22 protein-coding genes and 4 pseudogenes are annotated in these 26,178 nt (G+C 52.7%); 9 read left to right on the top strand and 17 right to left on the bottom strand.

The features are described from left to right. Positions 1-160: 160 nt before the first annotated feature. Entirely contained in the window at positions 161-1,096 is a 936-nt protein-coding gene (locus G7G_RS0115390) for a haloalkane dehalogenase (RefSeq protein ID WP_010442332.1), read from the top strand. A 471-nt stretch (positions 1,097-1,567) separates the two neighbouring features. Here the strand turns inward: G7G_RS0115390 and G7G_RS23160 are convergent. The 9 genes and pseudogenes from G7G_RS23160 to G7G_RS0115335 form a co-directional block, all read right to left on the bottom strand. After that, a pseudogene (locus G7G_RS23160) lies at positions 1,568-2,905 on the bottom strand (aminotransferase class III-fold pyridoxal phosphate-dependent enzyme). A 26-nt stretch (positions 2,906-2,931) separates the two neighbouring features. After that, a pseudogene (locus tag G7G_RS0115370) lies at positions 2,932-3,411 on the bottom strand (aldehyde dehydrogenase family protein); the annotation flags it as partial. Beyond that, on the bottom strand, positions 3,407-3,562 hold the full coding sequence (locus tag G7G_RS24715; protein WP_238528816.1) for a hypothetical protein: 156 nt from the start codon (positions 3,560-3,562) through the stop codon (positions 3,407-3,409). The gene G7G_RS24715 and the pseudogene G7G_RS0115370, both read right to left, overlap by 5 nt. Before the next feature lie 380 nt (positions 3,563-3,942). Then, a complete protein-coding gene (locus tag G7G_RS0115360; RefSeq protein WP_010442326.1) occupies positions 3,943-4,620 on the bottom strand; it encodes an aspartate/glutamate racemase family protein in 678 nt (225 codons plus the stop codon). 7 nt (positions 4,621-4,627) lie between these two features. Further along, on the bottom strand, positions 4,628-5,350 hold the full coding sequence (locus G7G_RS0115355; protein WP_010442325.1) for an ABC transporter ATP-binding protein: 723 nt from the start codon (positions 5,348-5,350) through the stop codon (positions 4,628-4,630). 3 nt (positions 5,351-5,353) lie between these two features. Continuing rightward, positions 5,354-6,136, bottom strand: a complete 783-nt coding sequence (locus G7G_RS0115350) for an ABC transporter ATP-binding protein (protein WP_010442324.1) — start codon at positions 6,134-6,136, stop codon at positions 5,354-5,356. Beyond that, positions 6,133-7,119, bottom strand: coding sequence for a branched-chain amino acid ABC transporter permease (locus G7G_RS0115345; protein WP_010442323.1), 987 nt, complete (start codon positions 7,117-7,119; stop codon positions 6,133-6,135). Before G7G_RS0115345 ends, G7G_RS0115350 begins: the two co-directional genes overlap by 4 nt. Before the next feature lie 4 nt (positions 7,120-7,123). Continuing rightward, entirely contained in the window at positions 7,124-7,993 is an 870-nt protein-coding gene (locus G7G_RS0115340) for a branched-chain amino acid ABC transporter permease (protein ID WP_010442322.1), read from the bottom strand. A 95-nt stretch (positions 7,994-8,088) separates the two neighbouring features. After that, the gene (locus tag G7G_RS0115335) at positions 8,089-9,276 is read right to left on the bottom strand and encodes an ABC transporter substrate-binding protein (protein WP_010442321.1); all 1,188 of its coding nucleotides are present in this window, start codon (positions 9,274-9,276) and stop codon (positions 8,089-8,091) included. A 228-nt stretch (positions 9,277-9,504) separates the two neighbouring features. On the opposite strand from G7G_RS0115335, the gene G7G_RS0115330 reads away from it, so the two are divergent. Then, on the top strand, positions 9,505-10,215 hold the full coding sequence (locus tag G7G_RS0115330; protein WP_010442320.1) for a GntR family transcriptional regulator: 711 nt from the start codon (positions 9,505-9,507) through the stop codon (positions 10,213-10,215). A gap of 56 nt (positions 10,216-10,271) precedes the next feature. On the opposite strand, the pseudogene G7G_RS23155 reads toward G7G_RS0115330, so the two are convergent. The 5 genes and pseudogenes from G7G_RS23155 to G7G_RS0115305 form a co-directional block, all read right to left on the bottom strand. Continuing rightward, positions 10,272-10,952 (bottom strand): annotated as a pseudogene (locus G7G_RS23155) (IS6 family transposase). Positions 10,953-11,155: 203 nt separating this feature from the next. Further along, positions 11,156-12,067, bottom strand: coding sequence for a glycosyltransferase family 2 protein (locus tag G7G_RS0115320; RefSeq protein ID WP_010442318.1), 912 nt, complete (start codon positions 12,065-12,067; stop codon positions 11,156-11,158). Between the two features lie 7 nt (positions 12,068-12,074). Beyond that, on the bottom strand, positions 12,075-13,784 hold the full coding sequence (locus G7G_RS0115315) for an ABC transporter ATP-binding protein (protein WP_238528815.1): 1,710 nt from the start codon (positions 13,782-13,784) through the stop codon (positions 12,075-12,077). A 617-nt stretch (positions 13,785-14,401) separates the two neighbouring features. Further along, entirely contained in the window at positions 14,402-14,680 is a 279-nt protein-coding gene (locus tag G7G_RS23150) for a hypothetical protein (RefSeq protein ID WP_010442316.1), read from the bottom strand. A gap of 315 nt (positions 14,681-14,995) precedes the next feature. Further along, a complete protein-coding gene (locus G7G_RS0115305) occupies positions 14,996-15,694 on the bottom strand; it encodes a DnaA N-terminal domain-containing protein (protein WP_010442315.1) in 699 nt (232 codons plus the stop codon). Between the two features lie 374 nt (positions 15,695-16,068). Here G7G_RS0115305 and G7G_RS0115300 point away from each other — a divergent pair, with 374 nt between their 5' ends. Then, positions 16,069-17,379, top strand: coding sequence for an AAA family ATPase (locus G7G_RS0115300; RefSeq protein ID WP_010442314.1), 1,311 nt, complete (start codon positions 16,069-16,071; stop codon positions 17,377-17,379). Further along, the gene (locus G7G_RS0115295; protein WP_010442313.1) at positions 17,376-18,431 is read left to right on the top strand and encodes a ParB/RepB/Spo0J family partition protein; all 1,056 of its coding nucleotides are present in this window, start codon (positions 17,376-17,378) and stop codon (positions 18,429-18,431) included. Before G7G_RS0115300 ends, G7G_RS0115295 begins: the two co-directional genes overlap by 4 nt. Positions 18,432-18,512: 81 nt before the next feature. On the opposite strand, the gene G7G_RS0115290 is transcribed toward G7G_RS0115295, so the two are convergent. Beyond that, positions 18,513-19,568 (bottom strand): tyrosine-type recombinase/integrase, encoded by a 1,056-nt coding sequence (locus G7G_RS0115290; RefSeq protein WP_010442312.1) that lies wholly within the window; start codon positions 19,566-19,568, stop codon positions 18,513-18,515. 284 nt (positions 19,569-19,852) lie between these two features. Between G7G_RS0115290 and G7G_RS24240 the strand changes: the two are divergent. The 4 genes and pseudogenes from G7G_RS24240 to G7G_RS24995 form a co-directional block, all read left to right on the top strand. Further along, positions 19,853-19,990 (top strand): annotated as a pseudogene (locus tag G7G_RS24240) (ISKra4 family transposase); the annotation flags it as partial. Between the two features lie 58 nt (positions 19,991-20,048). Beyond that, positions 20,049-20,756: an IS6 family transposase gene (locus G7G_RS0115280; protein ID WP_010442310.1), complete on the top strand. Its 708-nt coding sequence runs from the start codon at positions 20,049-20,051 to the stop codon at positions 20,754-20,756. 483 nt (positions 20,757-21,239) lie between these two features. Beyond that, the gene (locus G7G_RS0115275) at positions 21,240-21,533 is read left to right on the top strand and encodes a hypothetical protein (RefSeq protein WP_010442309.1); all 294 of its coding nucleotides are present in this window, start codon (positions 21,240-21,242) and stop codon (positions 21,531-21,533) included. 3 nt (positions 21,534-21,536) lie between these two features. After that, positions 21,537-22,019 (top strand): GFA family protein, encoded by a 483-nt coding sequence (locus G7G_RS24995; RefSeq protein ID WP_010442308.1) that lies wholly within the window; start codon positions 21,537-21,539, stop codon positions 22,017-22,019. A 139-nt stretch (positions 22,020-22,158) separates the two neighbouring features. On the opposite strand, the gene G7G_RS0115265 is transcribed toward G7G_RS24995, so the two are convergent. After that, positions 22,159-23,874, bottom strand: a complete 1,716-nt coding sequence (locus G7G_RS0115265) for an adenylate/guanylate cyclase domain-containing protein (protein ID WP_083829020.1) — start codon at positions 23,872-23,874, stop codon at positions 22,159-22,161. A 294-nt stretch (positions 23,875-24,168) separates the two neighbouring features. After that, positions 24,169-25,122, bottom strand: a complete 954-nt coding sequence (locus G7G_RS0115260; RefSeq protein WP_010442306.1) for an SDR family oxidoreductase — start codon at positions 25,120-25,122, stop codon at positions 24,169-24,171. Between the two features lie 133 nt (positions 25,123-25,255). On the opposite strand from G7G_RS0115260, the gene G7G_RS0115255 reads away from it, so the two are divergent. Beyond that, on the top strand, positions 25,256-26,173 hold the full coding sequence (locus tag G7G_RS0115255) for an AraC family transcriptional regulator (protein WP_238528814.1): 918 nt from the start codon (positions 25,256-25,258) through the stop codon (positions 26,171-26,173). Positions 26,174-26,178 lie beyond the last annotated feature (5 nt).

The following is a 26,178-nucleotide window of genomic DNA, read 5'->3' as shown; positions in this document are numbered from 1 at the left end:
CTGCGGACGCAGCCCGCTTTTCTGACATTCGCTGCAAATGCAAAATCTCGACGTCTGCGAGTTCACAGGATGCGGACGAAGTTGCCATTCAGTTGTGAATTGCGAATGTCCGCTTGTGGGAAAACTCTGAAAGATGCAATTTTAGCCAACAGAAACAGAAATGCAGGGAACAGGATTGTCACCTATTGACGCTGTACGTACGCCAGACGACCGTTTTCTAAACCTGCCTGATTTCGTCTGGCGTCCTCAGTACGAAGATCAGTTGGCCGGGTATGAAGGCCTGCGGATGGCAAGAATAGACGAAGGTCCGCAGGATGCAGAGCGGGTGTTCTTGTGCCTTCATGGGCAGCCTTCATGGGGTTTTTTGTATCGGCATATGATTCCGGTCTTTCTCGAGACTAGCGCCCGAGTTGTCGTTCCTGATCTGTTCGGTTTCGGCCGGTCTGACAAACCTATCCAAGATAATTGCTACACTTTCACATTTCACAGACAGAGCTTGATCGAGTTGATTGAAACGCTCGATCTCAAAGGAATTACACTCGTTGTACAGGATTGGGGTGGGCTTCTTGGTCTTACAATTCCACCAGACATGCCTGATCGCTTCAATCGGCTATTGGTTATGAACACGGTTCTTGGCTTGGGTGGCGGTAGCAGCGAAGGGTTCGATGCATGGAGGGATTTCCACCGAACCCACCCGGACTATGACGTGGCCGCATTGTTTCAAAAATACGTGCCCGGCATGAGTGATGAAGTTGCGGCCGCTTACGCCGCCCCGTTCCCGGACGCGCGTTATCGGGGCGGCGTACGGAAGTTCCCGTCGCTGGTGATGACCGAACCCGACATGGAGGGCGTTGATGTGTCACGACGTGCAGCGGCATGGTGGAAAACTGACTGGTCTGGCGACAGCTTCATGGCGATAGGAGAAGCAGATGTTCTGATCCCGCCGAGGCTGATGAAACGCATGCACGAAATATTGGGCGTAGTTCGCCCACCTCTGATGTTGCCAGACGCAGGACACTTCGTTCAGGAGACCAACGGCGAACAAGTTGCTCGCGCGTGCTTGTCTGCATGGGAAGATGTAGGGCATCCCATATAGCCTTAATGGTTTAGAAATCGGACCTTCCTGCAGACCGCAGCATCAGTTACTTCTGGGCTCGCTACCGACCTCTGTGCCATTGCAGCAAAGCCCGCTGCCCCGCCAATAACTGATCACGAGGACGGCCCAGCTGCTACTGGCCAAAGGCCTACTCCGCTGCGGTGCAGCCCGCCAAAGCCACCATTCGCTTCAGTTGCATGAGTTGATAAAAGACGGAAGTCGGAAACGCGGGACAGACCGGCCATTGTTCAAACGACCGCTTTATGGGACCTGAGTTCAGAACGACAGTTGAAGAGAGCAGAGCAATGTCAGCACAAAAGGCTATCGGGCGTGCATCCTTTCAAACGCGTCGACGGTAGCAATTGAGGTTCAAAGGAACCCACAATCGCTGCCGAGGCGTCGAGCTTCAATTATCCCTAACGCCCCAGCACGTTCGAATTGTGACTCTACGGTGGCAACGAAACGATGGGCCTATGCAAAGTGGGTGGACGCAACGGCTCGGCGTGTTGCCTCGACGATCCGGTCGGCCTCGTTGCGCGTGAGGCATAGTGGAGGGGCGAAGCCCAGTATGTCGCCTTGCGGCATGGTTCTTGCGATGATGCCTTCCCCCAAGAGCGCTCCGGCGACCTTTGCACCGATGCCTTTGCTGGGCTCGAATAATGCCTGCGATGCAGGATCACGCGCAAATTCGACAGCGCAGAGCATACCCAAGCCGCGAATTTCAACGACGTTTGGATGGTTACCTAATGCTTTTTGCATCTCGGCATTCAGATAGGCGCCGGTGGTACCTGCGTTACTTACGAGATCCAGCGTGTCGATCAGCTGCAGATTGGCAATACCGGCGGCGGCCCCGATGGGATGGGCGGAGTATGTCGATCCATGACCGATGGGGCCGTTTCATCTGTCCCCTGTTCCAGAACAGACCACATCTTTTCGGACACGATCGAACCGGATAACGGCGCATAGGCCGAAGTCAGGCCTTTGGCGATTGTGATGATGTCCGGCTGCAATCCATAATGCGTCGAGCCGAACATGCTGCCGAGCCGCCCGAAGCCGGTGACCACCTCGTCCGCGATCAGCAGAATATCGTATTTGTTCAAAACCTCCTGAATGGCTGCCCAATACCCATCAGGCGGCGGGACGATCCCGCCGGTTCTAAGGATGGATTCGCCTATGAACGCAGCAATCGTGTCGGGCCCTTCGGCGAGGATCAGGTCTTCGAGACGCGCGGCGCACCAGCCGGAAAATTCCTGTTCGCTCATGCCGGCCTCGTGTCGGTGCAGGTATTATGGTGCTTCGGTGTGAATAACCTGAGCAAGCGGCAGGTCGAATTTCTTGTGGAAGAGTTCTAACCCGGTGAGTGATCCGGTCATTAGGCCTGATCCGTGATAACCCCGCCACCGGCTGATGATCTTCTTCCTTTCAGGGCGGCCGAGGATGTTGTTGTAGTACCAGACGAGCTTGATGTTGGTCTCATTCGCGTCGAACCCGCCCAGTCCGAAATATACCTTGGACATATGATCCGGCGCGCGATCCAGGATCATCTTGGCAAGCGTGATAGTAGGCCAGTTCCTTGGCTTGCTCGGCAATCGCATCAGCGATTTCCTGACACCCATAGCTAACATTGACGCAATATAGCCCGGCAAACGCGTCAAGTAGTCGTTTGCCATCCCGGTCTTCGATATACACGCCTTTTCCGCCTGTGATGACACGAGACGGCGTCTCGCCATGTGCATGGTTGGCCAGATGCGTTGAATGGTGGAAGAAATTTTCGCGATCCCATGCGGCCAGTTGATCATTTGTCAGCATTGTTTTGTTCCTCGCCTTTGTCACGCTCAGTCGCGGCAGATATATTTGCTTTCTGTGAACGCCTCGAGCCCTTGTCTTGCGTCTTCGCGCCCAAGCCCAGACTGTTTGACGCCGCCGAAAGGGATCGGCGCGCCGGTAATTTTTGTCCGGCTCACGGCGACCATGCCGAATTGCAAGGCCCGGCTGGTTCGATAAATGCGGCGTGGGTCCTGAGTGTGGACATACGCGACCAGCCAGTATTCCGTCGCATTTGCGATCTCAACGGCCTCGTCCTCAGTATCGAAGGGCGCAATCGCTGCCACAGGGCCAAACGTCTCTTCGTGAAAGATCTTTGCGCTTGTCGGCACATCGCTGAGGACAGTGGCCTCAAAGAACAGAGAGCCTTTGTCCGATATCTGCCCTCCGAGTAAACAGTTTGCGCCATGCGCGACTGCGTCTTCAACCTGTTCGATCTGCTTAGCGACTGCTGCCGCGTTTATCAGCGGCCCGAGGTCTGGATCGTTAATCTATGGTTTCGCAAAGCTCTACTACGTCGAAGCTGGCAACGGATTTCTGTGTTGGACTTTCGACCAGATTGTCTCTGCGCGCCGCGCTAACAAGTTTGACGGCGGCACAAATCAGGCGCCCGTTGCAAATCTTGTACGCAAGCATTTTCATGACCGTCTTTCAAAGATCGCAGATGCGATAAGGTCGGAAGAACCCGAAGTGGCTCGCTCAGAAGTAGAGAGCTTTTTGGTCGGCATGGCCGCATCATCGGCTCTATGAACACAACGGGTTTGAAGGTTTCCAAAGAACATTTTGATGGGGTGAACGCCTGACAAAAACAATTACCAACTGACAAGCCAGTTAATTGAATAGGTCGTAGCGGCCGATACTTCGAGAGTCGTAAATTTTACCTAGTGGTAGTCGATGTACGTATGTCCGCTTTCGCGATGGTTAACAATGCCGTTCGCACCCGCAGCGAACGACTGGTACTCTGATCGTTCCAAAAATTTGCAACACAACCCTATGAACCGCAGGAAAGGTGGTTAATCGGATCAGGAATAGGAACAAAGTTTCGAAGTCGTGAGCTTGGCTTTGACCAAGGCTTCGGCAAAGGTAACGGCACAGGCCACTCCATCGACAACGGGCAGATTGAATTCTTCCGAAAGATGCGACATGAGGTCGGTCATCCCCGCGCAGCCCAACACAATGGCCTCAGCCCGATCTTCCTCGATGGCAGCGCGAATTTCGACCCGTATCTTGTCGATTGTCGCCGGATCGTTTTCCTCGAGCTTCAGAACCGGAACATCCGATGCCCGAACTCGAACGCAGCGACGATCCAGACCGTATCGCAACAAGTTGGCCTCCAGCCCTGCTAAAGACCGGGACAATGTGGTGATGACACTGAACTTTGGACTGATCATGGATGCCGCATGGTAGGCCGCTTCCCCAACACCGATGACTGGCGCCGAAGTGACGCAGCGCACGGCGTCGACCCCAGTATCGTCGAAACAGGCCACAACAATTGCATCTGCGTCCGGATGCGCGTTCACAACCTCCAGCAGTCCGGGAACGCAGGTAGAGACATCCAGATAGCCCTGTATGCTGGCGGGACCGTTTTGGGACGTGGCAGCGATAATCATGGTTTCAGGATGCGCAGCCGCCCGCGCTGCCTCTTTTATCTTTCGCGTCATGGAACTGGTAGTGTTGGGATTGACGACTAGAAGTTTCACAACATCCTCACACTTCTCCGCCCAGGTAGGCAGCTTTTATCCGCGGATCGGTCAAAAGTTCCTTGGAGTTTCCTGAAATGACCACATTTCCTGTCGTTAGCGCATAGGCGCGGTGTGAGATCGACAGCGCCATGCGCGAGTTCTGCTCGACTAGCAGCACCGACACTCCTTCGTCCCGGTTGATCGCCACTATTGAGCGGGCAATGTCTTGAACCAACTTGGGCGCGATGCCCAGCGAAGGTTCATCCAGCAGCAGTAGTCGAGGTTTCGCCATCAAGGCGCGCCCAATCACCATCATCTGCTGTTCGCCGCCCGAGAGTGTACCAGCGGACTGGCTATAGCGTTCTCTCAGACGCGGAAACCGTTCCAGAACGGAATCCAAGGTGCGGTGCACATCCGCTTTATTTGAACGGGTGAATGCACCCATCAGCAGGTTGTCTTTGACCGTCATATAAGGAAAGACCCGCCGCCCCTCTGGCACCATCGCAATGCCTTTCGAGACTATCTCAGCCGGGTTGGTTCCTGCGATATCTTCGCCCTCGAACGCAACCGAACCGGACTTGATCTTCGCCAGCCCAGTGATCGCCCGCAGGATGGAGCTTTTGCCCGCACCATTGGCACCGATAAGGGCGACGGTTTCACCTTGCTCAAGATCAATCGACACGCCCTTCAGCGCATAGACGTGATCGTAGTAAAGCTCGACATCCTTGAATTCCAACATCTTGCTCATGGCTCAGATCCCGATCTCGTCATCGGCGCTGCCCAGATAGGCTTCGATGACCTTTTCGTTGTTCTGGATTTCCGCTGGGGTGCCTTCGGCGATCATTTCGCCGAAATTCAGCACAACAATCCGGTCCGAGATGTTCATCACTGCGGGCATGTCATGTTCCACTAACAGCACTGTGACACCCCGGTCGTCGCGCACCTTGCGGACCAGATTGACCATTTTCATGGTCTCGTCGTGGTTCATACCCGCAAAAGGCTCATCCAGCAGCAGGACCTTGGGATCAGTGGCCAGACCGATGGCGATCCCCAGCGCGCGCAGATTGCCCTGCGGCAGGTTCGAGGCCTGCTCGTTAGCGATCTCGGTCATGCCGAGGAATTCGATCAGGTCATCGGCATACTGGCCAAAACTGTCGACGTCTTCATGTGCCGTTTTCGTGCCCCAGAAATACCCGGCCAGCGAGGCACGCGCACGCAGGTGCTGAGCGACGATGATGCTTTCGCGCACGGTCATTGACTTGAAGATCGTGGTTTCCTGAAAGGTACGGACCACCCCCTTGCGCGCCACCACATGCGGTTTCAGGTTCGAAATCCTCTCACCTTTGAACAGCACTTCTCCGGCGGTCGTCGGCAGAAACGACGAGATCATCTTGAACAATGTGCTCTTTCCAGCACCGTTCGGTCCAATCACCGACAGGATCTCGTTTTCATTGACGTTGAATGAGATATCGCTGTTGGCGGTCAACCCGCCGAATTTTTTGGTGACGTGGCGGACTTCCAGAAGATGGCTCATTTGTCATCTCCTTTCTTGCCCGGCAGCCGCAGGCTAAGCAGCCCGTTCGGCAGGAACAGCATCAGAATGATCAGCAGGCTGGAATAGGCCAGCAGTTGGAAGCGCCCCAACTCAAACAACAGATCCCATCCAAAATACAGAACCAGTGTGCCCAACATCGGGCCAAACACATAGCCCAGACCACCGAGGAAGCAGTTCAGCATGAAGTTCACACTGTCAGCGACCTGAAAGCTGGACGGATAGACCGATTGTGCAATCGATCCGAACATGGCTCCGCCAATGCCGCCCAGAAAGGAGGAAATAGCAAAGATGATGATGCGGATATATGAGATATTCACGCCAATGGAGCTGGCCAGTTCCTCGTTCTGCTGCATCGACCGGCACAGGTGGCCGAGGCGCGAATTCACCAGCCGGTACATGGCGGCAAAGGTCAGCACCATCAGCACACAGGCCGAGTAGTAGAAGGCCAGCCGTGGATTCTCGAGCGTCGCGAAATCCGGGATCAGGGTAAGACCCAGGATCGACACGCCACCCGGCAGCGGGATCGAGGTGATCCCCTTGGCCCCATTGGTGATTGGTAAGGCTAGCGCGGTCAGGGTGACAACCTGCGTCAGTACCAGCGAGATCATCGCAAAGTACACCCCCCGCAGCCGCAGGATCGGTAAGCCAATCAACACGGCGACCCCTGCCGCAAACAGACCCGCGAGCGGCAGAGACAACCAAAAGGACATGCCAGCCTTCGTCACAAGAATGGCCGAGACATAAGCTCCGATCAGGGCAAAAGCGCCTTGCCCGATATTGATGCGGCCGATATAGAAAGTCAGCCAGACACCGGCACTGGCAATCGAAAGCAGCGCAACCGAGGTCAGCGTATAGTAAAGGTCAGACCGCCCGGACGCCGCGATAAAGCCGGGAACCGCGACGAAGATGGCCAGTAGGAAAAACGCCAAACCGGCCCATTGGATCGTGGAAAGTTTCGGCACAGTGTTAACCCCACGGTTTGCCCATCAAGCCCTGCGGGCGGATGGCCAGGAAAATCATCAGTGAAACGAAGATCAGTAGATATGTGATATCGCCGTATTGCGACAGAACCGCCAAACCGATGGCTTCCATAAAGCCAAGGATGATCCCTCCGGCGATCGCGCCAGAAATCACACCTGCACCGCCGATCATTACCATCATGAAGGCTTTGATCGAGGTCGGCCCGCCCATGCCCAGATTGACGCCTGTGATGGTCACCAGCAGGCCGCCGACCAGACCAGCCAGCATCGCACCCAGGGCAAACCCGATCATAGAGTACCGGGCAACATTCACGCCCATAAGCTGGGCCGCGGTTCTGTCCTGCGCCAGCGCACGCAAGGCGCGGCCGGTTTTGGAATATTGCATGAACAGAATGAAGGTGACGATTGAGAGAATGGCCAGCACGCAGATCAGGATCCGATCATAAGGCATGATCAGCCTGAAATCCCAGTTGAAGACACCGTCGACAATCTTGGGCACGCCACGCTGTTTTTCTCCGAAGACAAGCAGGATGACCGCGTCAAACAGAAACGCCAGTCCCGCCGCCAGCAGCATTGTGCTTTCTTCGCGCGACGATCGTCGTATCACTGGCGCAAACAAGAACCGTTCGATGAGTGCGCCAAGTACTGCCAGGGTGATACAAGACGCAAGCAACGCCAGGATGAATGGCCAACCAAGCTGCCCGTAAAAGGTGTAAGTGACGAAGCCGCCGAGAACGTACATCTGTCCGTGAGCAAAATTCAGTACGTTCATCAGGGCGAAGATCAGCGTCAGTCCTAAGGCGATCATCGCATATTGCGCGCCCAGATAGATGCCATTTGCTAGTATCTGTTCCATTGGAGTCCCGCGTAAGGTTCGGGTATCCCGGGCTGATCATCAGCCCGGGAGAGATTGAGGCTCGTTAGACGATTGCCTTGGTTGGGAGTATTGCCTCAGTCGACTTCGGCGACAAAGAGTGTTTCAAACTCTCCGTCCTGGTAGACATTTACCACCAGCGGAACCGCGATCTGACGCTTTTGCCCGAACGATGTCGTGCCGACATACCGCATCTTAGCATCGCCCTTCATGAAGGGATTTGGTGCTTCGAACGTGTCCATTGTGGTCTGGAAAGCGTTCACATCGTCGATACCTGCCGGATTGGCGTTTAGCGTCGCCAGAATATACTCTAGCGCATAGACCTTGGTATTCGACTCGTCGTTATATTCGCCGAACATGTCAGTGTAGCGCTTGACGAATTCCTTCATGTCATCCGATGCAATTTCAGGGGTTGAAGCGCCGCCCACCGAGATGAACCCGTTGGCCAGTTCACCTGCGCCTTCGCGCAAAACCGTCGCATCCTGCGCCGTCTCAGTTGAAATTATGCCCTGGAACCCAAGCTCTCGAGCCGAACGGATCAGCTGAGGGGCATTGGCCGGTGAAACACCTGACAGGACCAGCAGATCAGGTTGTGTCCGCATGACCGGCGTCAGAACTGGGGTAAAGTCCGTAGTGTCCACCTGATACGTCACATTGTCAGAGACAACTTCAAGACCCAGCGCATTGGCCGCAGCGATCCCGCCATCACGCTGGCTCAGCGGATCAGACTCGTTGGCAGCAACAAAAGCCACCGTCTTCACGCCCTTTTCGTCCTTCAGATACTTATAAATCGCTGGACCTGACTGGTAGTTTGCAACCATGCCCAGAACCGCATTCGATGCCGGCGCTGTGTAAAGCTCTTTAGGGAAAGCATATGGAAAATACATGATCCCTTTTGCTTCGGCAACTGGGCGAACGGCGGCTGCGCCGTCATCCACGTTGGGACCAACCACATAGTGGATCCCTTCCTGCGCCATTTTTTCCATGCCAGCGATCGCACGTTTGGGGTCTTTCTGATCGTCGAATGAAACGATTTCGATATCGTAAGTGGTATCGCCAATCTGGTAACCGCCGGATTCGTTAATCCAGTCTGCCCTCGCCTCCATCGATCGCTGGTTAGAGATGCCCCAAGCCGCCGCCGGACCCGAGGTAACCCCGACAAAGCCGATCTTAAGTACGGGGTTATCCGCCCAGGCAGCCGAGCCAAGCACGGATGCGGTCAAGGCCAATGCGACCGAGGATTTAATCAGTTTTCTACGTTTCATTCTTTCCTCCCTATGAGGTCTCGGCGCCTCTTCTGGGCGCTTGGCGAAGTATACAATGCGACCGGTCGAATCCCGGAATGCCTCTTGGATACTGCATTGTTAACAATCTGTGTCAACACTTTTAGTAAACGTGATTGTTGATATTGCAAACAGAAGACCAATATATTGTCAGTTAGAAGTTGTACGGTTAAGTACGATCGACATGTATTCCTGCCAAATCGGAACAAGATGACAGACGCCCAACAAAAACTCGACGCCGTCCAATCCGATCCGGATGAGCAATTGATCGTTGACCGAATTTATTCTGCGGTCATGGAACAGAAGCTGGCGCCTAGAACCAAATTGAGCGAACAAACCTTGTGCGAGACTTTTGGCGTAGGCCGAATGCGCGTTCGCCGAGCTTTGTTGTTATTGAGCAGCCAAGGCATTGTTGAACTGCACTCCAACCGTGGCGCCTTTATAGCTTGTCCAAGCCCTGACGAAGCTCGAGAGGTTTTTGAGGCCCGCTTGATGATTGAATCTGGCATCGTACGTACACTGGCACATGAGAACGGCAGCCTAGGAATCGACGCGCTACGGACACATGTCAAAGAAGAAGATGAAGCTCGGGCAGCAAATGATCGAACTGAGATCATCCGGCTTTCAGGTGAATTTCATGTGGAACTGGCCAAATGCCACAACAATTCGGTACTTACACGCGTTGTGCGCGAGTTGGTGACCCGGTCATCTCTGATCGTGGCATTGTTTGGAACTAACAGGGACTCTTCGTGTCCCGATGATGAGCACGCCTCGATCATTGATGCGATCGTGAGTGGTGACCCACAATCCGCGGAAGACAACATCCAACACCACCTCCTCCACGTAAAAAACAGTCTGGATTTGGAACGAACCCGAAAGGTTGAACCCGATCTGGCTAAGATACTCACCGGGCGCATGTAACTTGGTACTGTTGCGAAGTGTTCCGATGTTCAAGGAAATACATCTGACCTTCTTTGTTATGCGAGCAGTTCTCTGAATTGTTGAAAGGGACAGAGTCCGGGCGTGATTTGATCTTTGCGGATCATGTGCGCCACTTCGATTCCGTCGAGGGTTGCCGCCGCTTAGGCAAATGCCTTGAACCCTAGCATTGGCCGGATGCGTCTCTTGATGAAACAATGGTCCTGTTCCACGATGTTGTTCAGGTATTTCCGCCTGACCATCTCAATCGGGATCGGGCAACCAAAGCCTTTCAGCATCTTGTTTATGGCCTTGATGCCAGCCGTGTTAGCTCCGCTTTTGTCGATGACAATCTTCCGTGGCAAACCATTGACCTCCTTCATCCGAGCGAAGAAGTTCGTCGCGGCAGGCTTGTTTCGCTGTGGTGAAAACATGAAATCAAGCGTCTTGCCGTATTTATCGACGGCCCGATAGAGATAGACCCACGCACCCTTCACCTTGATGTAAGTCTCATCCATTCTCCAAGAGCGATCACATGGCCCTTTCCTGCGGCGCGCTACATCAGCAATTGCGCCTGAGCATCGTGTCACCCAACAGTTCAGTGTCGCATGATCAACCGATACACCGCGTTCTGCCATGATTTCTTCCAGATCTCGGTACGACACGCCGTATCGGACGTAAAAGAAGACTGCGAATAGGATAACATCCTTCGGATATTGCGCACCTTTGAAAGAAATCATGGACCAACCTTCAACTGGATAGTGTCGTTCGCCACACATGCGCTAAAGCCACGAAGGTCAATGGATAAGAGTTTGCAACTGAGCCATCATCAACGCGTCTTAATAATCAAAATATTATACTTATGACTACTACACAAAAGCCTAGTTTCGCAAAGAATTTGAGTTTTCAAACCAAGTACATGAAGAGATCTGTTTAATTAGCCCTATTTCCGCTGATCGGCGCGTCGTAGCCAGAGCAGACGAATAGTTTCAGTTATCTTCACCACTCGAAGAACATAATGGACACCCCAAACTCCAAGGGCTCGTCGGGTAGATAGATCGGATTTTCCAAGAAGATTTTTCAGAGTCTTAAACGACGGGATCAGCTTGTGAACGGGTGGTATGTAATTCACAAATCCACGCTTCGCGTTCCTACGCAAACGCGCGCCTTCAATTCGGCGGGCTTTGGTGATGTGTTCACCAAGACTTCTACGCGCTGGATGTCTTACGATGGCTTCCTCGGCAAAAAGGATAGGTTCGCCTGCAGCTTTTGCGCGATCGTTCCATTCCATATCACCACCTGACAAAACCGTGTCGTTGAACCGACCGACTTGATCTATCACACTGCGACGCAAAATCAGGTTGGCAGTAACAGCTCTGCCACGCTCAACCCACTTCTGCTGCTCCAGACCAAGATGAACGTCATACAATTCCGTTGTCGTCCATTCTTCCCCGTTAGGAATTAGAACAACATTGCCTCCGAACCGCCCAACCTCAGGGTGATCCTGGGCCATCTTCAATCCAGCTTCCAGATACTGTGGGTCAGGCTGACAATCTGAATCGGTAAAGAAAAATAGGTCGGCATTCGCGTCATCGATACCGCGATTTCGTGCCGCGTATGAGCCCGGCTTTGCTTCGCTCAATATACGAGCGTTTGCAGGCAAGCGAAACTCAGACGGAGTTTGGTCGGAAGGATCATTGTTTACCGCAATAATCTCGAATTGAACGGCATTCAGGGTCTGGGAAGCCAAACAGTCCAGACAGATCTGCAGTTGATCCCAACTGTGGTAAGTTGGAATAATGACGGTCGCGGCCAGTGGTTGCCGCGCCGGTCGTCTTGCAGATTGCTGCGTCAAACCAAGCTCACTCTGCGCTAACTGCGTTAGAATACTGATGGTCGTACAAGGTTTTGAAAGGGCCTTGTTCTTTCAACAAATGTTTGGCGCTCCCTTGCTCCAACACTTCCCCGCTTTCAATCACAACAATCTTGTCCGCGTGCATAATCGTTGAAAGGCGATGCGCAACGATAATTGTTGTACGCCCTTCCGTAAGCCTGCTGAGCGCTTCCTGCACCAGATGTTCCGACTTTGAATCCAGCGCACTCGTCGGCTCGTCCAGCAACAGAATGGGGCTATCGCGCAACAACGCGCGGGCGATCGCAAGGCGCTGTTTCTGACCGCCAGATAAGAAGGCTCCGTTTTCGCCCACCATGGTGTCAAAGCCCTGCTCCAAAGTCATTATGAAATCATAGGCGTTTGCGGCCTTGGCGGCCTCAATCACGTCCTCTTGTGTCGCTCCCTCTCGGCCAAAGCGAATATTGTCTGCGATCGACGCTGAGAAAAGAAATGTCTCTTGGCCGACAAAGGACATATTCTGGCGCAACGTCTTGAAAGAGGCGTATTTTATGTCTTGGCCATCAATCGAAATCGTACCACTGTTTGGATCATATAGGCGCAATGCAAGGTTCAAAATGGTCGACTTTCCGCCACCAGATAAGCCAACCAAAGCGGTCGTCTTGCCGGCCTCAAAGGTCAACGAAAGCCCCTTCAAGATCGGATCACGCCGGGCGTAGCCGAATACAACATCGTCAAACACGACTTTGCGAGGCCCATCCGGTAACGCTTTGGGATTAGCTTCCTCAGGCAGGGTTTCCGGCTCGTCCAGCATGCTGAACAGCATTTTAACACGCCGCAAACCCACTTCCATCTTCACCCGCACCTTGGTCAGACGCTTCGCAGGTTCATACGCCATCATCACAGCAGTAACGAATGACATCAGTTCGCCTGGGGTAGAGGCCGCTGCACCAAACAATTTACCTGCACTCAGCCCGATGACCGACGCAATTGCAAATCCTGCCAGAATATCAGTCAGTGGGCTGGTTGCCGCTTGCAAGCGAGCAAGCTTATTTCGGCGTTTTTCGACGCTTTTAACTGCCGAATTCATCTGTTCCGCCATGCGTTCTTCTAGTCCAAAGGACTTGACCACCCGAATTCCGGCTGACGTCTCCTGAATGACTTTCATGATCGCGCTCATCGACTGCAGCTCCATATCCGCAATATCGCGGACTTTACGAAGCAGCATCCGAACCCCCAGAATTGCAAGCGGGCCGACGATTAGCGTAAAGAGGGACAAAACTGGTTGCTGATAGAACATCACGGCAAGCAAACCGATCAATGTAAGCATGTCTCGAACGGCGGTCGTGACCATTATTTCGATAACCGTCCGCGCAGCCTGTGCTGTCTGTGTCACTCTCAACAGCAAATCCGAGCTTTCGGTCAGGTTAAAGAAAGATACGCCCTGCCGCAAAAGCTTGTCATATAGCTTGATCTGCTGTTTTGATACGATCCGGTTCCCAGCGCGGGTCAATGCCACAACCTGGACGTAGGTGGCGACACCTTTTACCAAGAAAATAGTGAACACGGCCATCGAAACGCTAAAGATCTTGGCCGAATTCTCACTGTCGAACAGCGAGTCAACGACATCTCGCATGATGAACGCGATACCAGCTGTAGTCCCCGCCACAAACACCATCGCGATAATTGCAATGGTATACGGCAGCATTTGCTCCCGCATGTTCTCTGACAGCAAACGCCACAAGACGGAATCGCTTAGTACCGCCGCAAACTTTGATTTGATCTTTTGCAATGCACATGCCCACTGTGATCAGGATTGAGACATGTCTGTTATGACAGACTCATAAATCGTGTCCGCTAGATAGTCGCCCGCTCTCTATTGGGCAAGCCCACGCGGTATTCCGCCTTAATCCACGGTTTCGATGCGCAATGTCCTGATCGGTGTGTCGACCGCCAAAACCCGCCCTGACCACTGATATGCAATGTAGTGGGCAATAAACAAGAAGGCTCAACAAGCATAGCCTAGGCCCCTACCCTTTCGACCTCGTTCAAATGTCGAAACCAACTGACCCAAAACTCTGGATCGCACCCATGTAAAATGGTCTGAACTTGCGCCCAGCCCCCCTCCCCTAGAGAGGGAGAATTAGCTGGATTTGACTAAGACGCGACAATATTGTTGTGCTGATCGGGTTCATGTTGCATCCGATTCTGAAAGTCTGATCCGAAAATGGGCTCACCTCAACCGTACCAAGTAGAATCTGTGGAGCTATCGCAAACATAGCAGAAAAATAAAGCTATCACTCTGATTAGGTTAAATTATCCAGCGAGTTCTGCAAACTAGCGGAATCCGCGTGTCGAACGTCCCAGCGGCCTCTTACCGATCAAATTTGCTGTTTCGAAGTCTGCAACAACCGGGGTGAAGCTTTCAAAGCGAAGCATGGGCCTCGTAAGCTGCTTGATGAGCCGGTGATCCTGCTTGAAGATATTGTTTACTTCTTTGATCCCGGTCGTGTTGCTACGAAATTTGTTAACTTTGATCCGCTTTAGGATGCCATTGTGTTGGCCTTCCATTTCTGTGATTTGCAACCCGCCAAGGATGAATACATTACTAACCATCTGTTCATCCTCGCATGTTCGACCTTAACACTACTTTCAGCCGGTATTTCTTCTAGATCACGATAGGAAACGCCGTTTCGAACGCAGAAGTAGACCGTGAATAGGATCACAGATACTGGGTAGAGCGCGCCATTGAAATAGATCACAAGACTTTCCCAAATATCATTACAGACCAAGCCTCGATTGGAATAAACACACGAAGCTGCAACATGCCGATCAACGACCGCGACAAAGAACGGTTCCCTACTAGTTTTAATCTGAAAATCTGACTGGTATAATTCAAACAAATTCAGGAAAAGCAACGGCATGGTCCAGTTAGCCTATCAGACGCACCTTCCGAATTCGCCCAAATTCAAGTTGGATAGCTCCAAGCAAAGGTTTCAAATGGTGAGACTGAATGTATTGTGCAATGAACTTGCTTGGCGCACGCAAGGTGATCGTCTGATCTTGGGTTTCAACAAGTTGAAGGTCACGATACCAGCATTTGAACAACAACATTTCTGACTCTGATAGGCGTTGGAGCACCCTACCCCACGGACTTTGAAGATCTTGCCTCTCAAGTTCGACTTCTAATTGTTTTTCTTGACCAAATTGAACATGAACGACCTTTTCGGATGGTTTTGGTATTTGCATTTCCATGCGTGATACAAAATCAGAACCAACATTTTGCCAAACTGGTTTGCTTAGGCGATAAATTTCCGTGTAGTTGAGTCGGTACGCCGCAACACGGCCTCTAACTCCGGGCCTAAGCTGAAGAAGCATATTATAATTCGTCAATCGCTTAATTTCTCGCTTGACGGTTCGTTGGTCCACGGACCAGAGGCGGGCCATTTCTTTTTGTCCGACCGTCAGCTCGTCAGTGCGCCAGTTGTATCGGGCGGTTATCAACGCAATGAGCCGCATCATTGAATTTTGAAAACCGGGTGTACCACTTAATCCCGCAACAGAGATTGCAGTTAGTAGATCGTACTTCTGTGAACCAGCCTGATGTCCTGTAAATCGTTTTATTTCCATTTTGATACTGCCACTGTGCCTCGAGCGGATCGGTCTTGCTGTCCGATTCCATCAATTGGGTTCAGTGTGATGAAATCCCGTAGTTTGTCAACGAACTTTGAAAAGCAGGATGCCCACTTCACTTCTCAAATTCAAAAGAAAAATCGGTTATTAGGTATTAGGTGACATGCTGGATGTCACCCTATTGGGGGGTGAATGTCACCATATATCTAGTTAGTGATTGATGCTTGTCACCAAAACATAGCCTGGCATTCGAATTTCTTCCCGTATTTAACGGATCATAGGCAAAAAAGCGGAATTTCTATTCTTTACGTTTTGCAGTTTCCAAAAATCGCGTTATTAAAAGACCACCGTCATATAACAAGAGCAACATCATGCGTGACCACACCGACCTTCAAGCTATGAACGAACGAAGCCTGGCTCAACAGGCTGCCGTCCGCCGCGCTACCTTCTCGCCTGCAGACGAGAAAGTTCTTCGACCATTCTCAATCTGGGAAATTAGCCAGTTCATGTTTGATGTCCCGGCGGACACCTTGAGAAAGAAGTTGGCCGAAGACCCGTCTCTTCCGCAAGGTGCGACTGAAGATGATGGACGGCAAAGATGGTTTTCTCTTGCTGAGATTAATGAACTGAGACGGCGTCTGAGATTTAGGGGTAAGAGCCTTCTGCCTCAAAGGCCGGCAGGCCGGGCTATGAGAGTGGCGGTTTCGAACTTTAAGGGTGGTGTTGGCAAAACTGTCGTTGCTCAGCACTTGGCGAATGCGGCTGCGCTTGATGGTTATCGTGTTTTGGTGGTGGACTTTGACCCCCAGGCGACACTCACTCATTCAATGGGTCTGGCTGAAGTAAGAGAGTGGAATACTGTCTGGGGCATTATGTGTCGCGACCTCTGCCGTGAGGCGAACCGGATCGCGGACGAATATGATGATCCTGCAGATTGCCCCTACCCTACTGCTGACGAGTTGCCAGAAGATGTTCAGTCGATCGGCGCACAGCGTGTTCAGGATTTCATTCAAAGAACTTCATGGTCGACGATTGACATCATTCCGAGCTGCGCGAACGCCGCCTTCGTTGAATTTGCTTCCGCCCAGTATAGGTCCATTCATAAGGCATGGAGTTTTTTTGGATGCGTCGCAAGATATCTCGATGAGTTGCCAGACGACCAATATGATTTGATTGTTTTCGATTGTCCGCCTGCAATTGGATATCAGTCTTTGAATGCGGCCTTTGCGGCTGATATCCTCTATATTCCGTCTGGTCCTGGCTATTGGGAGTACGACAGCACAACGAGTTATCTTGGTCAGCTTGGCGACGCCTTGGAAGACATAACCAGCGGTTTCGAACGTATTGCACAGGATGCTGGTATTACTCTTCCTAAAAGGTTCGATGACATACGTGTTCTCATGACTCGCTTCGAGGCCAGCAACTCTCTGCATGTCGCGATGATGGACGCTTTCAAAAATGTCTTCGGGGCCGATGTCTGTCAAAATCCCATCGAAATGACACGTGCGGTCGAGCAATCTGGTAGGTTCCAGATGTCTGTCTACGAGCAGGACTATAGGCAGATGACTCGGGACACATGGAAACGGGCGCGTCTGTCCTTTGATAATGCATACAGTGAATTTAAGGACGTCGTCCTACGGGCCTGGGAGGCGCGTACCAAAGTTGAGGAGCGGGTAGAATGAGCGGTAACAAATTTGGCTTCACTCCAATTGATGAAGATGACATCAAGAAAACACGCCGCCGCGAAGTGGGTCCAATGGGGGCTGCGGTACGCGAGACAGCAAACAGTTTAAATGAAAGCACTGAGAACCGTGTCGAACAGCGACGGCAAAATGCCTCCGATGCCAAGGAGTATCGCAAAGCTCGTGACGAGGGGCGAGTTTTGGTTGCGGTCAGCATCAATGAAATTCTTACGACAGATCTTCCAAGAGATCGCTTGGATCTATCGGCCGTCGCAAGTTCGGATGAGATGGATGAACTCAAGGCTTCTATTCAGGAACGCGGCCAGAAGGAGCCCATAGAGCTTTATAAGGATTCAGATGGTCGATTCCAGCTCAAAAAGGGTTGGAGACGAGTAACTGCTCTTAAGCAGCTTTATGAGGAGACCGGTGATGAACGGTTTTCCAGTGTTACAGCGCGAGTTGCCGAATCCCAGAGTGATCGTATCGACCTTTACATTGACATGGTTGAAGAGAACGTTGTTCGAGAGGACCTGACTTTTGCTGAGATGGCGCAAGTGGCAATTCTTGCTTCCAACGATTCTGAGTTGGGGGCAGGGGATGCAGTAGCTTTGGTCGGAAGGCTTTACTCATCCCTGCACAAGATGAAACGCTCTTATATTCGTAGCTTTGTTTACCTGCTCAATGAACTTGATGGCGCGTTGCCATTTCCTAAGAGTGTCTCCAGAAATCTTGGCGTTGAGGTTGCGCGGAAACTTCGAGCTTCGTCGGGTTCAGTTGCTGTGTTAAAAGATGTGTTGGCGCGCGCATCCACAGCTGATGAGCAAAACGCGGTGCTTGATGCTTTCTTGGCGGATACTGATTCTGAACGGGGTAAAGGCAAGCGACGTGAGAAAGTCGAGAGCGTGAAGTATGAGTTTCATGTGGGCGCTTCAAAAATCACTGCGCGAAAGGGAGAGTGCAGAATATTGTCCGGTCAAGACTTTAGTTCGATTGACCGTTCAAAGCTCCAGAGGGCGGTTGAAGCTTTCGAAGCGGTTTTGAACGAGAAGTAACCCGCGGGTTACCCATGCTTACGTTTTTTGATTTTAATGGCGGTAACCCATGGGTTACCGCCTTCTTCGTTTAGCCCCAATTCACCCCAACAGGTCTGTAGCTGGATTCTCCGCGATATCGACGTCATCGTAGTATTTCTGCGCTTGGGCCAGGGAGCGGTGCAGTGACAGGCGCATGGCGGCCTGGATGGGCGCACCGTCCAGTGCGGCCTGGGTCAGAAACCCCGAGCGCAGCCCATGGGGCGAGGCAAAATCCTCGGGCAATCCGGCTTGTTCCAGGCGGTGTTTGACGATCTGATAAATCGCATCCGGGCTCAGACGACGTTTCAGCACACGATCCGCTTTTGAGACAGGGCGGAACAGCGGTCCATCCTCGATCCCGCCAATCTCGATCCAATGCACCAGCGCCTGGGCTGCGCGGCCTTTCAAAACCAGTCGCGGGGTCTCGCCCTTCTGGGTGGTCTTGGTTTCCAGCAGCGAGAGCCAGACGACGCCGCTCTTGTCAAATTCCTTGAGCGAGACATCCTCGCGCATCAACCCGGTGATCTCCGAGCGCCTCCGACCACCCGACGCCCAGCTCAGCATCAACAGCGCTCGGTCGCGGCAATCCCGGCGCGAGCCCCGGCAGGTGGCCAGCAGCAGTTCGAGAATGTCACGGGTGATTGGATGGGTGGATTTTGGGGCAGGGGACCGGGCCGCGGCACGACGGGCCTTGGCGCGGGCCTGTTTCACCTGTGGCGCGTCAAAAGGCGAAGTCAGGTTCTTCATCCGGTGGAAGGCCAGCCAGGAGGCGATGCGCCGGTCGAGCGTGGACGGGGCCGGGCAGGAGAGGGACTTGCGCAGCCCTTGCGCAATCAGCAGCTCTGCGGTTTCGCGCGCCACATCCGTTTCTGGTGCGTCGTTCAGGTCGCGGGCGTGATCGAGAATAAAAGACAGCGCGATCGGCGCACTTTCCGGCCAATCCAACGCTGATCCGAAACGCGCGGCTTTCCATGCCGTCACGTAGCGCAGATCCCGCTCATAGGCACGCAGCGTATTGGCCGGCGTGCCGCGCACATACAGGTCGGTCAGCGCCTCCTGATCCGCCTGCGACAGGGCAGGGGTGGCAGCTGGAAGATAGGGGGCAGGCGGCTTCATGGGGCACATTCTGCGCTGATTTTTCGGCAAAATCAATCAAACATGATAAGGGATACTTATCGGTTGTAATCAAAGATTTGAGAAGATCGAAAAGTAACGATCAAAAAGGAAAGATTTTGCGCGTAAAGCGGGTAGGGGCTTGCAACACAACCCCTTCGGACATCATCTTTCCTGCCGCCAGAAACAACTGACGGACGGCCCGGTCCGCGACGGGAGTGGAAAGAATGTGGGGATACCTGCAGATTCTGATCTAATGTCTCGTTGTTTTTGCAGGAAGCATAGCGATGAAATTCAAGATCAGTTTAGAGACTGAGTTTGGTTGGGGCGAGAAGCGATCACACGAGATTTGCACCCTGGAACGCCGGTCGGTTGATGCGTCCGAGGAAGACCTTGGACTGTGTCTGGTCGAGGCGAAATCAATACGGTTTTGTCAGAAGAGCTTGGGTTGAGGCGGGTAGGGTGCTCTCGTAGCCTTCGTGCATGATTAAACAGTCACCATTCAAGTACTTCAAGACCAGTCCAGACGTCATTCGTTTGGCTGTAATGCTGTACGTTCGGTTCCCATTGTCGCTTCGAAACGTGGAAGATCTATTGAATGAACGGGGAATTGAAGTGAGCCACGAAGCCGTCCGATATTGGTGGAACAGGTTCGGTCCGATGTTTGCTGCTGAGATCAGACGGAGGCGAGTTCAGCAGCTGCGCGCGTTCTCCAAATGGAAGTGGCACGTGGACGAGGTTTTCGTGAAGGTGAATGGCAAGCGGCATTATCTTTGGCGGGCTGTTGATCACGAAGGCGAGGTGCTGGAAGCCGTTGTCACCAAACGTCGAAACAAGCAGGCAGCATTGAAATTCCTCAAGAAATTGATGAAACGACACGGTACAGCGGATAGAGTTGTAACGGATCGCTTCGCGTCATACAGGGCCGCTCTCAGAGAGCTTGGTGCAACCGAAAAACAGCAGACGGGCAGGTGGCTCAACAACCGCGTCGAGAATTCACACCTTCCTTTCCGACGACGCGAACGCGCCATGCAACGTTTCAGGCGCATGCGAAGTTTACAGAAATTCGCCTCCATCCATTTCTCCATCTACAACCACTTCAACCAGGAAAGATCGCTAACCAGCAGAGATACCTTCAAGCTGGCACGCACCGCCGCTCTCGCTGAGTGGCGCGAACTTGGTGCGGCATAAATGGCAGCTATACTGGCCTAGCTGAGACTTGTTCGAATTTGTCTGACAGCACCGGTAAGCTTGCAAGTTGGAAATGGTTGCGTAGGTGTCGGTCAGAAACGCGATGCGCTCCTGATCGCGAATCATGGCTTCGGTCCTGACATTAGCGTGATGCAGAGAATACAGTCCAAAAAGCGTCAATCCGACAAGCAGGCAGGTAATACCTAAAAACGCGACAAGCAATTTGACTCGCACCGAAAGGGCGATCCCGGCGACGCTTCGCGCAATGAAGTTTGGCCCGTCCGGGCCGATGTTGGGGCCTTGTTCCATATTCTCTGACCAGCAGAAAAATGCGTTGGTTCAGTTTGTCTTTTGTTATTGTGCAGTAAGCAGTCAAAACGCAAATGTCTGGTTTGAGCCCAGTCAGGACAAATATTCGATGTGATGATATGATCTGATGAGAGGCAATTTTGCAGGCGCCTATTTTTCTTGGGAGGACACTGCATGATTATGCGTATATTTCAGGTGCGAGTCAGAGACGGCAAGGAAGAAGAATTTGCAGAATTCTTCTACAAAACCGCGATTCCAATGATGAAAGGAATCGAATGGATCGTTCAGGTTTTGCCTGGTGCACCACACAGTGACAACCGAAGAGATTTTAGTTTTGTAATGGTCTGGAAAGACTTGGCGTCACTCAAAGCGTTCGTTGGCGAGGACTATAATTCTCCCCATATCGACCCTGCTGAAGCTGAGTTGGTCGAGAGCAGATTGATCAAACACTACGAGCTGGTGGATTGATCCATGGTTTCGGAAAAAGCAACCGAATTCACCGGTTCTTGCGGGTGCGGACAATTGACCTATCAAATGTCTTCACCACCAATGTTTGTTCATTGTTGTCATTGCAAGGAGTGTCAGAAGCAAACTGGGTCCGCCTACGTACTAAATGCCATCATTGAAACGGAGCGCGTTACATGGAGTGGAAAGACTACTAGCCACACGTTGGCAACTCCGAGTGGTAAGGGCCAGAAAATCACAAGATGCGCGATATGTGGTACGGCTGTATTCAGCGAATACTTAGTAAGGCTGGGTAAACTTAGGTACATTCGTGTTGGCACACTGGATAACCCTGACCTTTGTCCACCGGACGCTCAGATATTCACTTCTAGCAAACAGTCTTGGGTTCCACTTAACCCTGATATCCTGAGCTTTGAGAACTTCTACAAATTCAAAGAGGTTTGGCCCGAAGACGCCTGGACAAGGTTGAACGCGGTGTTTGGCGACTGACCAAATAAATCAATGTTCACCTCACGTTACGACCCGCCGCTAGAGTGAAGAAGACGCGAAAGGCCCTCGTGGGCCCAAGTCGAACACACCTGAAGTCGATTTCCACCACATCCTAAGCTGTCGCCACGAAACGTTGTGCTCATTCAGGTAAACCGGCCAAACGTAAGGATGCACAGTCTTTTTCCAGCCTCTCTCTGTCAGAGAAAAGTTGGGTTTTCGCCCAATCCGATATGGAAAACCGAGGGCGGTATCTAATCACATTCCGTGCTTCATCGCGAGCGGCCTCAAGGTTCTCCGTCTCTACATAGATGATTACGAGGTCGAGGTGCCCAAAGCCTTCAACCCTTTGACCATATTCGATGAATGCTTTCGTAGCTTCCTCGTATTGACCGTCAAGTCGAAGGGCTAAACCCAGAACGCCTGCATACCAACCTGGATAGTGAGGGTTCAGGGTGATGGCTTGCTGTGCGACTTGGATCGCTTCATTAGCCTGGCCATTGAAAGCTAGGGTGATTGACAGTCTGGCAGCCACGTCAGCGTGGTTTGGATTTAGCGCTAGTGCCTTGTTGAACTTCTCGATAGCCGAAACCAGCTTGCCATCGATTGCATCCGCAAAACCCGCAATGGCGTGAGCCTCTGGGTTGTAGCTGTCTATTTCCAGAGCCCTCTGTGCGCAGTCACGAGCCTCCGCTAGCGCGGCACGCCGGTCAGCAACAAATCCATGTCGTGCTTCGACAGTGCAAATGAATCCCAAAGTACAATACGGAGCCGAGTAACCCGGGTCGAGTGCAATTGCCTGTTGTGCAAATCGGCGAGCGTTGGCCTGAGCTTCCCTAGTAATTCTGCGCGAAGCCTCCACGGCCTTTAGTTGAGCGGTCCACGCGCTGAGGTTTTTCGTGCCGGATCCTCTGAAACGAGCCATTTCTCCCGCCAACAGTTCGACTTGTAGCTCGGTTGCAATCCTAAGTGCGAGTTCATCCTGAACTTCGAATACATCTTCAATGAGGCGATCATAGCGGTCAGCCCAAATGTGCATACCGGACTTTGCATCGATTAGCTGTGCTGTGATCCTCACCCGGTTCCCGCTTTGACGGACACTTCCCTCAAGAACAAGATCGACACCCTGCTCCAGGCCGACCTGTTTCACGTCAACGGAGCGACCTTTGTAGACGAATGTAGAATTACGCGCGACGATCATTAAATTCGGGAGTTTTGATAAAGTGGTGATGATCTCTTCGGTAATGCCATCAGCAAAAAACTCCTGATCGGGGTCAGAAGAAAGATTATCAAAAGGTAGGACACCGATTAGCAGAGACTTTGTATGGCTAGCCGGAGTTACTCGCGGTGGGGCAGAACCTGGCGGCGACCATTGGAAAACTTCCATTGGTGACGGCGCGTTCTTGAACTGTCGCTCTCCTGCGCGATAAAATTGCTCAGCGAGGCGCTCGTCAAGGCTGCGATGGACGACATCTGAAATTAACACAGCCCCTTCGTTGGAAGCCTCTTGTAGACGTGCGGATAGATTGATGCCATCGCCGAAAATGTCATCTTCGTCGAATACGACATCTCCAAGATGCACGCCCACTCGTAGTTTCAGTGAGGACCGAGTTGACACCTGGCTTTGAAGATCAAGGGCGCATCGTACTGCATCAGATACCGAGTTGAACTCGACTATCCATCCATCGCCCATCCTCTTAACGACATTACCGCGATGATCGCTAACCAAAGGATCAAATAACTCTCGACGTAGAACACGAAGTTCGCTGAGAGTCCTATTTTCATCTGCCTTAATCTGGCCTGAGTAGTTTACTACATCGGCCGAGAGTACTGCGGAAAGTCTGCGGTCTCCATTCATGTCTATTGGTAACGCAAATTACGTTGCTTGGAAAAGACAACATGATCTCCTGAACGTCCCGCATTTCCTAGTGAATGGTTTGGCGCAAAACTGAAAAGCTTAACTGTGAATGTCTGCTTCGGGCTGACTGCGGTCCTTTGGAGTAAAAATGCGGATGTCCGCAAAAGTCCGCATAGCAGTCGTTCACTGAATTTGGCCGAATGACCGGGGCGAGCCCAAACCTCCCGGATGCTGAACAGCGCACCAAGGTCCGCTCTCCGGACGTTGCGTTATCAGCTGGCTTCTATCAACTGGTCAGAGTTTCCACTCGAACCCAACGGCATTTTCGGACACTTCCCAAAGACGCGACATTACAGCCTTGTCATGGGCGTGGGTATTCAGTGTCCCTTTGCCGACCGGGCCCACTGCTTCCAGACGGCCCGTCGGACCATAGAGGGCGCGTTGTTCGGTCAGCGCCTCTTCGGTCGCGCACATGACCTCAGGATATGAGCCTTGTTCCGCAGTCTGGACCATTGGTGTCTTGGTCATCAGCCACCAGATGAAACGCATTGTACGGCTACCGCTGGTGGTGATCAGCGATGTGGCTGACGAGCCCGGATGACAGACGAAAACCTCGATATCCGCGCACCCCGCAGCAGCCAGTCGGTCTTGAAATTCGTAGGCAAACATCATCTGCGCCAGTTTGCTCTGCGAATATGCAATGTTTGCGCCGTAGCCCTCATCCCAGTTCATGTCGCCAAACTTGATGGTCTTGAGACCCATGTTGTAGCCGAGGCTGGCGACGACCACGATCCGGCCTTTGCTTTCGGCGATGCGATCAAAAAGCAGACCATTGAGCAGAAAGTGCCCGTAGTGATTGGTGCCAAGCTGGCTTTCGAACCCGTCGACGGTCAGCTTGCGGGTCGGCACCTGCGCGATAGCCGCGTTATTGATCAGTGCGTCGATGCGGGGCACGGTCTTCAAGACTTCTTCTGCCGCCTCGCGCACACTGTCCAGGATTGACAGGTCCATGCGTATGAAGCTCACGTCGGCTTTCGCGCCGAATTCCTGTTTCAAGCCCGTGATGGCCGCCTCGGATTTCTCGGCTGAGCGGTTCAGCATCACCACCTTAGCGTTCTTCTTGAGAAGAATGCGCGCTGCTTGAAAGCCTGCGCCAGCGTTGGCGCCAGTAATGATGTAGGTCTTGCCTGTCTGGTCGCCGAGGCGCTCGGGTGTCCAGCCTTTGGGTCCGAATGTCGTATCTACCATTTGTGTCTCCTGCCAGCCCAAACTGGCGGTTTGAGGTGTTATTGCTTGAAGGCACAAATAGAACTTGGCCGGGCCCAGAAACAGGCGGTATTCTCTCGATTACTTGCCCAATCGTCTCAACCCCATTGCAAAGATGAAAGCCCTCTGCCAGCTAGAGTGCATGAGCAAAGAACAGATCAAAGACCTTATCGAGCGCCATCTGCCAGAGGCAGGCCTTGTCGACACCGCGTTGAAAGGCGTCCAGCTTTTCCGGGTGACCGATGCCGTACCTTGCGTCCCAGCTGTCTACGAGCCCACGGTGGTGGCTATTCTCAGTGGCACCAAGGAAGCTGTTCTGGACGGTGAGCACCACATGTATGACAGCGACAAATACCTGCTCTGCCCAATGACCTTGCCGGTAGAGGCAGGTACTCCACGGGCGTCTAAAGCGGACCCACTGCTCGGCGTCGTGATCACCTTGAATCCACGAGTGATGCGCGAGCTCACATTGGAAATTGAGACCGCGGCTGGTGTCATCAGACAAGCGCGGGCTGGCGCGCAATCGGCTTTGGCATTGGCGGCTTGGGATGATGGTTTCACGCAAGCATTGCTGCGTCTTCTTGAGCTGCTCGATCATCCGGTTGATCTGGAAGTGCTCGGACAGGGGCGACTACGCGAGTTAAGTTACTCGGTGCTCACGGGCGAGGCCGGGGCCGCTGCAAGACGAGCTTTTGGCGTCGGCAACGAAATTGCGCGCACCATCGAGTACCTCTCAACCCACCTTAACGAGCAGGTCACCATCGACGATATGGCTGAACACGTCGGTATGAGTCGCGCGGTATTCCATCGGCGGTTCAAGGAAGCCACGACACTGTCCCCGATCCAGTTCGTGAAATCGATGCGGCTGAACAACGCCGCGATGAAGATTGCCGAAGGAAAGACCGTATCGGAGGCGGCGTGGGACGTCGGCTATCAAAGCTCCTCTCAATTCAGTCGCGAGTTTAGGCGGATGTACGGCCAGTCGCCCCGGCAATGGAGCAACACAACGCAGGTATCAGAACGACTGAACTAGGCACA

Source organism: Ruegeria conchae (assembly GCF_000192475.1).
Lineage (GTDB): Bacteria > Pseudomonadota > Alphaproteobacteria > Rhodobacterales > Rhodobacteraceae > Ruegeria > Ruegeria conchae.
This window is presented reverse-complemented; position numbering and strand designations above follow the sequence as displayed.